The sequence below is a fragment of the Holosporales bacterium genome, assembly GCA_031263535.1.
Classification (GTDB): Bacteria; Pseudomonadota; Alphaproteobacteria; order UBA3830; family JAIRWN01; genus JAIRWN01.
The window spans coordinates 1-13,437 of record JAISFO010000034.1 but is presented as its reverse complement, the minus strand read 5'-3'; the positions used below and the strand labels follow the sequence as shown (position 1 = coordinate 13,437).

Here is a 13,437-nt window from a genome sequence, read left to right as displayed (position 1 = left end):
ACATTAAGTAAATAAATGTTGTATAAGTTTTTAGGAAATATGGCAGTAAGAGTGGTTGTTGTGTTTAAGTTTTTTGTCAGTTTCTTAGTGTTGTTAACTCTCCCTCATTTTGCATCGGCAAATCAGCCAATTGAAGCGATAGTGGAAAACGAATTGATTGGCTTTTCCGGTTTTGTCTACAGCCACTTGATGACTGTCTTTTTTATCGTTGTGGCGCTGTGTGGAACTGTTTTTTTCTGGCTTATCTCAAAGCTTATTATAAAAAAACGTCTTGATGCGCGAGTCAAAACGAATGCTCGTCGAACGCATATAGTCGAAGAGTTTTTTATCGCTTGTAAGGATGCGGCGATCGCTTTCTTGCCAGCGTTGACGCTGGTGGTGACGGTTTTCCTGATCGCACATGTGTTTTGCACATATACAGCCAGTTTAATTATCATGTCCGCAGTCCGCACGTGCGCTGTACTGCTTTTCAGTTGTCTGTTGGTTCACAGGATTTTTGCGCCAAATCATGCTAGCGAGCGCCTTATTAGACTTGATGATAAAATAGCCAAAATAACAAGCACAACCATAAATGTCTTTTTAGCTATCGTCGCCACAGGTCATCTGTCTCACGACGTGATTAGCCGAACTTGCTCATGGTTTTTAGAAACTTTCAGCATCATATATGCTGTATCGGTGTGCGTATATATCATATTAGTTGCCTACAGCTGTAGCCAACGAAGCATAGGCGATTGGCTTAATCGCAAAATAAGCATAGATAAGTTAAGCAAACAAAAAACTCTGCTCAGCACCCTGTACTATGTGAACAAATATTGGGGACACATGCTGGCGTTGGTGACATTGATTGGCGGAGCATCTTGGTGCTTTAACAGAAGTGTTTCGGCAATATACTTTGTTATTAATCTCTCATTGACGCTTTTTTTGCTGTTCTACTTACAATATTTGCTGACTTCGCTAATTTTAAAAAAGGATGAAATAATTAGGAAATCTGCCCGTGGAATTTTGGGCACTAAGTTTTCCTCATATTCTAAACAACTAGAATTTGCTTTTATGGCGTTGTTTTGGTCTGCAGCAGTACTGCTTGCCTCAAAATTGTTTGGAATAGACTTGATTTCGTTGGCTGTAAATTATCACACTTGTAAAACTGTTAGCCTAATCATAGCAAACGTCATTGTGGCCGTTGCCATTTATCTAGTGTACATGGGGCTTGAGTTGATTTTGGATTACAAAGTTCATATAAAACGCGGCCGTAAATCGGATTTGCACAGCAAAACCATTATGCCTTTGTTTAAAAACACGATGCGTATAGTCGTATTTGTCCTCGGTGCGCTTGTTATACTGTCGAACTTTGGGGTAAATATCGCACCGCTTATCGCTGGATTTGGTGTATTTGGATTGGCAGCCAGCTTTGCCACTCAGGATATAATAAAGTCGTTTATTCAAGGGCTTGTTATCTTAGCTGAAGATAATTTTCTTGTGGGCGATCTTATCAGAATTAATGATTTTGAAGGTTTTGTAGAAAATTTGACAATTAGAACCGTTCATTTGAGAGAGAGAACTGGTAAACTCAATATCATTCCATATAACACCATTGTTACTTACTGTAATCTGTCACGGGACTTTAAATTTAATATATTTAATTTGCAGTTGAGCATGGACGCAAACATTGACAAAGTTGCTTCGATTTTGGATGAATGCAGCAAATGCATATCAAAAGACCCTGGGCACAATTTAAAAATCATAGAGCCAGCCCGCATCTTGGGCGTAAAGTCAATAGAAGGCAGAGATATTATCCTTCAGTGGGCCATAAAGACCTCTCCAGACCCATTTGGATATATTGGCCTGAGCATGAATAAAATGCTTAGGGCAAAATTGATTGAGGAGGGCATAAGTTTGCCAGCAGATGGCCACTTCTTATACTTTGATAAAAACAATCCACTTTGCCTGCATATGGTGGATAAAGATACAGGCAGCGGAAGTAAGAAGAAGTAGCAGACAAAACCCGTTAAATATAAATCACGCTGTTATATCGTCAATACAAATAAGGTTGATGGAAGGCTTTAAAGTGCTAGGAACCTCCCTTGAGGAAATGATCTAGAACTAGTATAAGCAGATATACAGAATGCTGAGTAAAGATTCTTACCCTAGGAAGAAAGGGGTAGCGCCAATAGTAGACTGAAGAGCCGTCCTTTTTGGGGCTTAGGCAACTAAATGTCTTGCAGAGCAAAAACTGACATAATTAGGTTAGGGCGGGTATTTTAAAACCAGGCACGGGCTTTTCAAAATACCTAACCTTAACAAGTCATAATACGCCTGAATCCAGGCGATTTTTATAATCTGTAGTAACTAAGCTTTCGTAATTATAACATTTACTTTATAACGCGCAGAGGCCATAATATAAGCTGTATACAGGGGGTGGCGGCTACCTAAATCCGGCGACTCTCTTGTTTTTGTTTTAAGCGGAGTGTAGCGCAGTCTGGTAGCGCATCGCGCTGGGGGTGCGGTGGTCGCGGGTTCAAATCCCGCCGCTCCGACCATTTTGGAGCGGTAATATTACGTGTTGGGTTTTATTTTACTGACTGTTATTTGGGTTTGTGCGGCGGTTTGTGATTTAACAACACGCAGAATTCCGAATATATTAACATTAATGTTGGCTGGCCTTGCCCTTACTTACAGATATTTACAAAGCAATTGGGCAGGTTTGATTTCACCCTTATTAGTAACCGCCGCATTAGCTGTCATCTTTCTGCTGTTCAGGTATCTTGGCAAAAATTGGCTGTTGGGAGGAGGCGATATAAAAATGCTTATTGCAAGTTCTGTTTGGTTGGATCCTGGCAATATTCCTTTGTTCTTAGTTATAACTGGCGCTTTTGGCGTTCTGCTTGCGCTTATCTACAGATCAAAAGTCTTCCCTTTTGCCCCGGCAATAGGCGGAGGGTTGATTTTGACCTTAACTATCGCTAATTTTAGCGTCTTGGATTACACCCCTTCGCTGGCTTGCGCGAAAAGTGCTGATCGTACCGACATAAACTTTGTTAGTAAAAGAGGCGATATGAAAAAAGAAGACAAATTTAATTGCTTATACATAAAAGCAAAAAGCCAACCGCCTAAAAAAATCATTATTGTTATGCATGGGTATGGGGCAGATGCGGATAATATTGCGCCGGTCGCCCAAGCAATGGCCGATGCGATAGACGACGCAGACGTATTTGTGCCGGACGGCTTTGATCCCTGTGAAGAAAATCCGACAGGCTATCAATGGTTCAGGTCAAAAGACTGGGGCGATTTAGAGGAATTGAAAATCGGCATAAATGAAGCGGCCAAAAAAATGAATGCCAAAATAGACGCTCTGCTTAAGGAATATAAGCTTGATGACTCTAACCTTTACCTCGTCGGTTTCTCGCAAGGAGCTATGATGGCTTTGCATATAGGATTACAGCGCAAAGTAGCCGGCATTATCGGCTTTTCAGGAATATTATTAGACGAAAGCGTAGTCGGTGGCGAAAATACCGCAGGAACCTCGGTTTTGCTTTTGCACGACAGTCAAGATATGGTCGTGCCAGTTTCATTCTGCACCAAAGCAGAAAACTGCCTTAAAAGGGCCAATATTTCGGTAAAGGCGATTATTTCGCAAGGCTTCGGGCATTCTATTACTCAGACCGCTTTAAGAACAGCTTGTGATTTTCTTAAAAACAGCCATCGATTATGAGCGCTGAAAAGGCCGCCCACACACCTTACATAACTTGGGACAGATTTGGGCAGTGTTTGGTTGAGTGGGACCTTATAAGGCAGGATCAGGTTGACGCCATCTTGCTTGAACAGAAGAAAGAAGGCCAGTTGTTCGGGGATTTGGCGGTTAAGCTTGGCTTCATTGATGAGCCTCGGCTGACCAAAGCAACTGCTCGGTATTTTGGGTTGCCGTTTGTTGACCTGGATAAGCAACCTATAGATGATGAATCGTCATGCATATTGACAGAGCCGCTTGCGCGTAGGCATCAGGCGGTTGCTTTTGCTTTTGAATACGACGCTGTGTGCATAGCGCTGTCCGATCCTGGAAATGTAGTTGCCAAAAATGAAATCGAACAGCTTTTGCCCGACAGATCTGTTAAGTTCTTTTGCGCATCAACGGCGCAAATAAAACACGCGCTTGATGGTCAGCGTGCCAGGTACTTAAAGCTTAGTCATAAAAATGCATCAAAAACTGTGGATGAAATCTTGGTATATGCATCGAAGAATAATGCCAGCGACATTCACTTTGAGCCATTGCAAGATGTAGTTCGCATACGAGTACGAATAGACGGCATTCTTGCTCTATACAAAGAGATACACATAGAATCCTGGCCGCAAATCAAAGGAAGGATCAAGGTTTTGGGCAACCTTAATATTACTGAATGCCGCATGCCCCAAAGTGGTCACGCTAACGTTATCTTAAGTAACCGCAGCGTCAACTTACGCATAGCCACACACCCCAGCGTGTTTGGCGAGGCGGTTGTGGTAAGGTTGTTGGATCTTAATAACGACTTGCTGTCTTTATCAAAGCTAGGCTTTCCGGATGATATAACCGCGGCTTTAAAGCGTATCATTTTCAAGCCTTCTGGGCTGTTTATCATCGCTGGGCCAACTGGGGCCGGTAAGACGACAACACTTTATGCTTTGATACATGAACTGAAGGGCAAGAAGCTTAACATCATGACGCTTGAAGATCCGGTGGAATACCAAATGCCAGGACTGCGTCAATTAGACCTACGCGAGGAAGGAATATTGACGTTTGCGGAAGGTATAAGATCGATTCTACGACAAGACCCTGACGTTATATTAATAGGGGAAATCAGGGATGAAAACACTGCCGCGATGGCGGTGAGGGCAGCCTTAACCGGAAGGTTAGTTATGGCGACTATTCACTCTGTCGATATACTAGGCGTTTTCCCTAGGCTGATGGATTTAGGGGTAACCCTGCACGATTTGTCGTGTTGCTTAGTAGGCGTGATGTCTCAACGCCTTTTGCGAAAGCTGTGCCAAAATTGTCAAAAGGGCGGCCAAGATTGCGCCGCTTGCCATGGATCTGGGTATTCAGGACGTGCAGCTATACCAGAACTACTTATTATAAACGATGATGTAAGAAGAATTATGGTTCAGCCAAATTTTGAAATGAAAGCATTTGCCGGCGTAATATGCACATACTTTGACAGCATGATGAGCTTCGCCCTAAGTCTTAAGGACAAAGGCGTTACAGATCAAAGCGAAATAGACCGTGTGTTTGGCGCCTAAAACCATTTCATACTGCAGGTCAAAAAGGTTTAAATTTACCTCTGGGCTTAAAGCGCACAATTGTGTATCATTAAGCGGTTTTATTTAAATGCCAGTAATGAAAGCGAAGAATTTCCTGTTTTATCTTATGTTTGCGCTTGTATTCTTAAGCGCTTGCAGCAAAGAAAAGCCTTATGAAGAAAAATCAGTCTATGCCATCTACAGAGAAGGCTTAGAAGCCTATAAAAAGAAAGACTTCTACGACGCAGCCAAAGCATTTCAAGAAATTGAGCGTCAGCATCCGTACTCTGACTGGGCGCCAAAGGCTCAGCTGATGTCGGCTTTTTGCTACTATATGGACCGGAAATATGATGACTCGATCCGTATTTTAAACGCGCTGATCAGCTATTACCCAAACTACAGGTATATAGACTATGCGCAGTATCTGCTGGCAACGAATTATCTTCAGCAGGTTCCAACCGCAGACCGAGATGTTGCAGATGCAATAAGGGCGCGTGACAGTTTTATCGAGCTTTCTAAGCGTTACCCAAACAGCACATATGCTCAACAGGCAATTAGGAACGTTGAGCTGTTGGACAATATCCTGGCTGCACACGAGATGCATGTCGGCAGGTATTATCAAGGTCGAAGTAACGCTATGGCGGCGTTAGAGCGCTTTAAGGTGACTATAAATTCGTTTTCGCATACTGATCAAGCCAGCGAGGCCTATTTTCGTGTGATGGAGTGCTATCTTTGCCTCGGGATAATCGAAGAGGCTCATCGTTACTATGAAGAGATGATCAGAAACACAAAAGAGTCAATTTGGACCGCTAAAGCCAAAAAACTTCTTCGTAAGTAGGTCATGCTCAGAAGCATAGCTGTACGAGACTTCATCTTAATAGATGAGGTTTTGTTAGATTTTCATTATGGTATGACCGTTATAACCGGCGAGACTGGCGCTGGGAAATCTATGTTGCTTAGCGCGATTGAGTTTGCCCTGGGCGCGAGGATTGAAACCAAGCTAATCCGCCAAGGGTGTGATAATACATCGGTCACGGTTGAGTTTGATGATTTACCACGCTCCGCTGCGGATTTACTAAGTAGCGTCGATATTGACGTGGAAGGCAATCTGATCATAAGAAGAACGCTGTCTTCAGACGGCAAAAGCAGAGTATTTATAAACGATCAGGTTATAAGTGCCAAATTTGCCCAAAGCATATTTGCCGATCTTTTGGAAGTTCATGGACAGCGCGACAGTATACTGTCCGCCGATACGCAGCTTATGGTACTGGATCAGTTTGCTGGCGTCAGCTGTGAGCGAAAAAATCTGACTAATATCTATACCAAAAAAAGCCAAACGCAAAACGAGCTCGATTCTGTTAATGACGAGCTTGAGCAGATTGCTAAAGAGCAAGACTATATAGCGTCCTGCATAGAAGAACTAGAAAGCGCAAATCTGAGCGAAAATGAAGAGGCGGAACTACTTCAAAAACGCTTAGCAATAAAAAATTCTGCAAAACTTCAAGAACTTGTTTTGGCGACCGAAAACCTTTGCGGTATCAACAACTTTATAGAGGCGCAAAAACTTGTCGCCAGGAGTATTGAGCTTCATCCAGGCCTAAAAAATACGTTTGAAGCAATTGAAGCAGCCGTTGCTTCGGTTGATGCGGTGCTGGTAGGGCTTGAGGCAATACGCCGCGAGGTTGATTCGCAAGATAAATCCGCGGATGATATCGAAGAGCGTTTGATGCTTTTAAGAGATCTTGCCCGTAAGCATAATTGCAACATAAGCTCGCTGTCCCAAGCTCTTAAAGACATGAAGGCAAAAGCTTTTGAGATTACGGCCCTTACAAAAAAACGCGATCGGATAAAAGTTACGCTGAGCGATATAATCAGCCAATACAACGAGCTGGCGGACAAGATTACAGCAAAAAGGCAAGAGGCGGCATTGACGTTATCCAGCCTTGTTAACGCTAAGTTATCAGCATTAAGGCTTGCCCAATGTCGGTTTCAGGTTTTGGTGGAAGATACACAAAAAGCGACGGCAACGGGCAAGGATACAATTACCTTTTTGACGAGTACCAATCCTGGGCTGCCAATGACCAAGCTCGACAAAATTGCCTCAGGCGGGGAAGCTGCGCGCATTATGCTGGCGATCAAAGTAGCTTTAGCCAAAACCATGGATATCCCAACCTTCGTTTTCGATGAAATCGATTCCGGTACCAGTGGGGTTGCTTCTTCTGCTATTGGTTCTATGTTGAATTCTATGTCCAAGTACAAGCAAGTGTTTGCGATAACGCACTCGCCACAAGTCGCTGTACATGCTGAAAGACATTTGCTGGTCAAGAAGTCTATGTCTGATCATCAAAACATAACCACCATAGGTTACGTCGATGGGCAAGACAGGCTGGAGGCTGTTGCGAAAATGCTGACCATGGATGATAAAGTTACGAACGAAGCCTGCTCTGCGGCAAACACACTGTTTTTTGCACGTAAAGCTTAAAGCTGGTCAATAAATTGGTATACGGATTTTACATTACTGAGCAAACAGCAACACTTGAATATACTTAACTTCGCCGGTGATTTTTCTTCCGCTCAGTATGACCAACAGAAGCGTGCAGAAAGCAGAGAACAGCAGTATTGTGTTTCCCCGATAAACCAGGTACGACAAAAGAGCCGTAGTGGCAAGTATACTAATTACCGAGAGCATTGTATAAAGTGCGAACTACATTTAACCCGTGTTAACAAGGCCATTATGAGCAGCAAAGATAATAAAAGTCTTAACGCGCCCAAGCTTTGTACACAGCGCGGCATACAAACTTTGCTGATGTTTTTGGCTATTGCGGCTATGTTTTTGATGGGCAATGCGTTGCGACCACTAAACTCGCCTGATGAGGCGCGTTACACGGAAATCCCACGTGAAATGTTGGTTTCTGGTGATTTTATAACGCCGCGACTTAATGGAGTTAAGTATTTCGAAAAACCTCCGCTTTTCTACTGGATGCAGGCCGGTGCGATAAAATTGTTCGGCATAAACAATTGGTCAACCAGGTTATGGCATGCGGTCATTGGTGTTTTAGGCTGTTTTGCGGTGTTTTTGGCCGGCAAATTTTTGCTTTCATGGCGCGCAGGCATGCTTTCGGCTGCGACTTTGGCCAGCTGTATTATCTACTATGCGCTGGCGAAATTCGTTTGCCTGGATATGATATTTTCGGTTTTCTTCACCATTTCGCTGCTTTGTTTTATGTCGGCCTTTAATAAAGCCAGCGAGGATAGACGTCTATTTAACACACTGGTATATGGCGGCTTTGGTTGCATGGGGCTTGCTTTCCTAACCAAAGGGCTGATTGCAGTTGTGCTTCCTGGCATTATTCTGGGCGCTTTTATATGCGTTACTCGTCAATGGAAATACCTTAAGCTTATCAAGCATCCCGGCGTACTGCTGTTTTTGGCGATAGCCCTACCTTGGCATGTAGCTGTAGCGATGAGGAATCCAGACTTTAATTATCAGTATTTTATTTATGAGCACTTTATTCGCTATACAACCACGATCCACAACCGTTTTCAGGCATGGTGGTTTTTCCTGCCGATAACCGCGATAGGGATTTTGCCATGGACAGGGATCTTACTGGCGGAGTGCTCAGGCGCCGTAACAAAGATAAAGACTGTCGATAAAAACATGTTGTTCCTGCTGATATGGTTTATGGCACCGGTTGTTTTCTTTTCGTTCTCTGGATCCAAGCTAATCCCTTACATACTACCGGCAATTCCTGCTGCAAGTATCATTATCGCTATAAGGCTGGACAGGTTAATTGAACGCCAGATCCTGAACATTCCCTGGTGGTGCGTACTGATTGATGTGACGCTGGGGTGCGGGGCCTTATTTTTTCTGGCACGCGAGGGATTTCAGGACTATAAGCCGCCAGAGCTTATATATATGTTGGTTTTTGGCGGAAGCGTTTTACTGACCGCCGCTGTTCCGTATTTCACCAAAAAGTCCAGATCTTTCGTAACGTGCAGACTGATTTTTGTATGCTGTGCGTACGCTTTCCTAAATTACGCGATTCCTTCTGTTCAGGAAAATAATAAGCCGAACATCATACCTCTGATAAGGACCATACAAGCAAACAAAGCAAACGGCGATTTAGTATTTTGTTTTTATGGCTATTACCAGGAGCTTCCGCTTTACATGAAAGAATTTGTCGGCCTTGTTGAAAGCTGGGACGAGCTTGAATTCGGGGCTTGTTCAGAAAAAGTATTCGACAGGTTCTTAACTTTTCAACAGTTTTGGGACCTTTGGGATGGGGAAAAAAGGATTTTCGTGATTATGAAAATGCGAAATTACGAGATGTTCTGGAAAAACCGAAGACATCACGTACTAGCTTGTGATAAAAGAAACATAGTCTTAACTAATCGCTGACAATGGAGAAATTGTTTCTTATCTGTTTGCTTATGTTTCAGATAACGCTGAATGCGGGAACACAGATTATTCTGAAGAGCGGGGTTAATTCGCTGTCATTCGATCTTACTAAGCGCAGTTTAGCTCAGATTTTGTTTGAAACCATCACTAATTGGTATGTTGTGATTGGCGTGCTTTGCTACGGCTTAAGCTTTGGTATTTGGCTTTATTTACTTTCCAAGCTAGAAGTCAGCTACCTTTACCCGATGGGAAGCATATCTTATGTTATTGCGGCTGTGGCGGGATACTATTTACTTAAAGAAGATCTTTCGCCCGTAAGAATTGCCGGCATATTAGTAATAGTTATTGGGGTGTGTTTAGTTGCAAAAAGCTAAAAGACAAAATATGCATAACGAAGACTTTATTCCTCTTGCAATCCCGTCAATAGATGAGGAAACCATAGAGGAAGTCGCCAAAGTCTTGCGATCTGGTTGGTTAACGACCGGGTCGATTAATGAGCGTTTTGAGCGTGCTTTGGCTGACTATATGGGGGCACCTCTTGCTATGACGGTAACTTCTGGGACGGCTGGGATTCATCTGGCGATTATGGCGGCCGGTATAGAGCCAGGCAGTGAAATCATCACAACACCATTTACTTTTGTCGCAACCGCTAATGCGATTGTCCATGCAGGTTGTGTGCCGGTGTTTGCTGATATCGACCTTAATACTTTGAATATCTCTCCCAAAGCCATTGAGGATAAAATTACCAGCAAGACCAAAGCAATCATACCTGTTCATTATGCTGGCGTTCCAGTAGATATGGACGCTGTTTATAAAATCGCCGCATCACATAACCTTAGGGTTATCGAGGACAGCGCCCACGCCTTTGGCACAAGCTATAAAGGCAAAAAGATTGGCAGCTTTGGCGATATTCAGGTATTCAGCTTTCATCCAATTAAAAACATAACCACTGGCGAGGGAGGGTGCGTAGTTTTCCGCAACGAGCAAGAGGCCGACCTGTTTGCCCAGATACGGTTTCATGGCATCAATCGCTCTATCTGGGACAGATTCAAAAAGCAAAGTGGAAGGCTGGATTATGACGTTGTGTGTCCAGGCTATAAATTGAACATGTCTGACATACAATCTGTTATTGGGCTGTATCAGCTCAAGCGAGTTGATGAAATGAACGACCGCCGCCGTGAAATCTCCGCTAAGTATTCTTCTGCCTTCGAGGGCTGGGATAAAGTCTTTGTGCCAGATAAAGCTCTGTACGATTTTACGCGTTCAGGTCACTTGTTTCCGGTACTGTTGGATCTTAAAAAAATCAGCCTCAGTCGGGATGAGGTCATAGCTCGCCTGAAAAAACACAATATCGGCAGCATAGCCTACTACTATCCAGTACATCTGTTCACTTACTACAGAGAGAAATTCGGTTATAAACTAAATGATTTTCCTGAGGCTGAGGACGCTGGTTGTAGGGTAATTTGCTTGCCAGTCTACCCTGATATGACAGAAGATCAGCAGGATCTTGTCATCGACACATTTAAAAAGATCCTGGAAGAATGATGCTTAGGAAAACGCCTTATATCTCTGTAGTAATACCCATATATAACGAGGAAGAAAGCATAAGTGAGTTGTTTGACCGCTTGTTCGGAACTTTGAACTCTACGGGCAAGAGTTATGAGATAATCTTCGTAAACGACGGCAGTAAAGACCGCTCTGCACAGATACTTGCAGACATCTTTCAAAAACACAAAGATGTCGTACGGGTAATAGAGTTTAACAATAACTATGGCCAGTATATCGCCATTTTTGCTGGGTTTGAGCATGTCCGTGGTCAGGTCATAATCAGCTTGGACGCCGATCTTCAAAATCCACCTGAGGATATATCAAAATTACTTAAAAAAATTGACGAAGGTTACGACCTTGTGGGCGGGTATCGAGAACATCGTCAGGACAGCTTATACAGGACCTATGTGTCCAAGTTTGTAAACGGAATGCGAGATAAGCTGACTGGCCTTCATATGCGTGATCATGGCTGTATGCTTCGCGCCTACAGCCGTGATATCGTCGACCAGGTAATAAAAACCCGTGAAGCCTTTACGTTTATAACGGCTATGGCACAAAAATTTTCCAAAAACCCAATCGATATTCCCGTCCGCCACAGTGAGCGTAAGCGTGGAATATCGAAATATAACCCATACAAATTAATCAGAATTGGATTTGATTTGTTGACTGGGTTTTCATTGATTCCCTTGCAAGTGTTCACCTTGGTCGGGGTACTTACATCCCTACTTAGCGGGACATTAGTTGTCTACCTGGTGATTAGGCGTATTTTCATCGGCCCTGAGGTCGAAGGAGTTTTTACCTTATTTGCCCTTTTGTTTTTTATGATGAGCGTTCTGATAACCGGCATAGGTCTTATAGGGGAATACGTGGGAAGGGCTTATCTTTCGCTGTGTAACCATCCGCGATACGTAATAAAAAAAATAATTGAGAAATAAGGATTAGCACATGAAGGTTTTGATACTTGGTATTAACGGCTTTATCGGCAGCACGCTGACAGAAAAGGCCCTTAAGGACACCGACTGGCAGCTTTATGGCATGGACCTAAGGTGCAATTGGCTTAAAGATTACCTTTCCCATCCACGCCTTACCTTTCAGGAGGGCGACATAACCATACACAAAGAATGGATTGAGTATCATATTAAAAAATGCGACGTTGTCTTGCCTTTGGTGGCCATCGCTACTCCAGCGACCTATGTCAGCGACCCCTTACGCGTATTTGATTTGGATTTTGCCGCCAATCTTGAAGTAATCAAACTGGCAGCCAAATATAAAAAGCGCATCATTTTCCCGTCTACTTCCGAGGTTTACGGCATGTGCCAGGACTCAGAGTTCAAGGAAGAAGAGTCCAACCTTATCGTAGGTCCTATCAACAAACAGCGGTGGATATACTCCTGCTGCAAGCAGCTACTTGACCGCGTGATATATGCTTATGGAATCAGGGATGGACTTAGTTATACTTTATTTCGTCCATTCAACTGGATCGGCCCCAGGCTTGATTCTATTGGTAAGCAAAAAGAAGGCGGATCGCGCGCGCTTAGTCAGTTTATAAGCAACATCCTTTATGACGGTGAAATTAAGCTGGTCGATGGAGGAAAACAGCAGCGCTGCTTCACTTACATTGATGACGGCGTGTCTGCCTTGATGAAAATTATAGAAAACAAAGACGACTGCGCCAAAGGCAGGATATTCAATATAGGCAACCCGCATGAAAGATACTCAATTGCCGAGCTGGCTGAGAAGCTGTTAGAGGTTGCCGTTACCGTTCCGCAATTGAAGGATAAGGCGTCGCGAACAAAGATTATCTCTGTGCCAGGCAATGATTATTACGGAGGGTCTTATCAGGACACCAATCACCGGGTACCGTCGATCGAAAACGCCAAAAAGTATCTTAACTGGCAGCCTGTGACCGGGCTTACTGAGGCCATAAAACGTACCTTAGAGTTCTATTTTTAGATTGCAACAAATCCCCTGGCACAGTAGATTTTGCTGGTCGAATGCCGGGCTAGCTCAGTTGGTAGAGCGGCTGATTTGTAATCAGTAGGTCGTTGGTTCAATTCCGACGCCCGGCACCATTGAAATTACTTAGTTTGCTGAAGGTTTTGTTTTTTTATAATTGTAGGGATATTGAAGATTTATCCCACTGAGGTCCCACGTTTTATGAGTGAGGGATGTAGTTGTTGAATTGAGTTTGCCTTGAGGAGATTTATTCTGTAGATTGCCGT

11 protein-coding genes and 2 tRNA genes are annotated in these 13,437 nt (G+C 43.5%); 12 read left to right on the top strand and 1 reads right to left on the bottom strand.

Features of this window, described 5'->3' with window-relative positions; translation table 11 throughout:
- The first annotated feature begins 39 nt into the window (after positions 1 to 39).
- The 6 genes from LBL30_04220 to LBL30_04195 all read left to right on the top strand — a co-directional run bounded on the left by LBL30_04220 (position 40) and on the right by LBL30_04195 (position 7,750).
- Complete coding sequence (locus tag LBL30_04220) at positions 40 to 1,992, top strand: mechanosensitive ion channel family protein (GenBank protein ID MDR1032293.1); 1,953 nt, start codon at positions 40 to 42, stop codon at positions 1,990 to 1,992.
- Positions 1,993 to 2,460: 468 nt separating this feature from the next.
- Positions 2,461 to 2,537, top strand: a tRNA-Pro gene (locus LBL30_04215).
- Between the two features lie 20 nt (positions 2,538 to 2,557).
- Positions 2,558 to 3,709 (top strand): prepilin peptidase, encoded by a 1,152-nt coding sequence (locus LBL30_04210; protein ID MDR1032292.1) that lies wholly within the window; start codon positions 2,558 to 2,560, stop codon positions 3,707 to 3,709.
- Positions 3,706 to 5,268 (top strand): Flp pilus assembly complex ATPase component TadA, encoded by a 1,563-nt coding sequence (gene tadA / locus LBL30_04205; protein MDR1032291.1) that lies wholly within the window; start codon positions 3,706 to 3,708, stop codon positions 5,266 to 5,268. The genes LBL30_04210 and tadA overlap by 4 nt, the downstream gene beginning before the upstream one ends.
- 88 nt (positions 5,269 to 5,356) lie before the next feature.
- A complete protein-coding gene (bamD, locus tag LBL30_04200) occupies positions 5,357 to 6,106 on the top strand; it encodes an outer membrane protein assembly factor BamD (protein MDR1032290.1) in 750 nt (249 codons plus the stop codon).
- A gap of 3 nt (positions 6,107 to 6,109) precedes the next feature.
- Positions 6,110 to 7,750, top strand: a complete 1,641-nt coding sequence (locus LBL30_04195; GenBank protein ID MDR1032289.1) for a DNA repair protein RecN — start codon at positions 6,110 to 6,112, stop codon at positions 7,748 to 7,750.
- Positions 7,751 to 7,783: 33 nt separating this feature from the next.
- Here the strand turns inward: LBL30_04195 and LBL30_04190 are convergent, their stop codons facing one another.
- Entirely contained in the window at positions 7,784 to 7,957 is a 174-nt protein-coding gene (locus LBL30_04190; protein ID MDR1032288.1) for a hypothetical protein, read from the bottom strand.
- A 45-nt stretch (positions 7,958 to 8,002) separates the two neighbouring features.
- Here LBL30_04190 and LBL30_04185 point away from each other — a divergent pair, with 45 nt between their 5' ends.
- The 6 genes from LBL30_04185 to LBL30_04160 all read left to right on the top strand — a co-directional run bounded on the left by LBL30_04185 (position 8,003) and on the right by LBL30_04160 (position 13,287).
- Complete coding sequence (locus LBL30_04185; GenBank protein ID MDR1032287.1) at positions 8,003 to 9,667, top strand: glycosyltransferase family 39 protein; 1,665 nt, start codon at positions 8,003 to 8,005, stop codon at positions 9,665 to 9,667.
- A 2-nt stretch (positions 9,668 to 9,669) separates the two neighbouring features.
- The gene (locus tag LBL30_04180; GenBank protein MDR1032286.1) at positions 9,670 to 10,041 is read left to right on the top strand and encodes an EamA family transporter; all 372 of its coding nucleotides are present in this window, start codon (positions 9,670 to 9,672) and stop codon (positions 10,039 to 10,041) included.
- A gap of 10 nt (positions 10,042 to 10,051) precedes the next feature.
- Positions 10,052 to 11,212, top strand: a complete 1,161-nt coding sequence (locus LBL30_04175; protein ID MDR1032285.1) for a DegT/DnrJ/EryC1/StrS aminotransferase family protein — start codon at positions 10,052 to 10,054, stop codon at positions 11,210 to 11,212.
- Entirely contained in the window at positions 11,212 to 12,150 is a 939-nt protein-coding gene (locus LBL30_04170; GenBank protein ID MDR1032284.1) for a glycosyltransferase, read from the top strand. The genes LBL30_04175 and LBL30_04170 overlap by 1 nt, the downstream gene beginning before the upstream one ends.
- A gap of 10 nt (positions 12,151 to 12,160) precedes the next feature.
- Positions 12,161 to 13,168, top strand: coding sequence for a bifunctional UDP-4-keto-pentose/UDP-xylose synthase (locus tag LBL30_04165; protein MDR1032283.1), 1,008 nt, complete (start codon positions 12,161 to 12,163; stop codon positions 13,166 to 13,168).
- A gap of 43 nt (positions 13,169 to 13,211) precedes the next feature.
- Positions 13,212 to 13,287 (top strand) — tRNA-Thr (locus tag LBL30_04160).
- Positions 13,288 to 13,437: the final 150 nt, after the last annotated feature.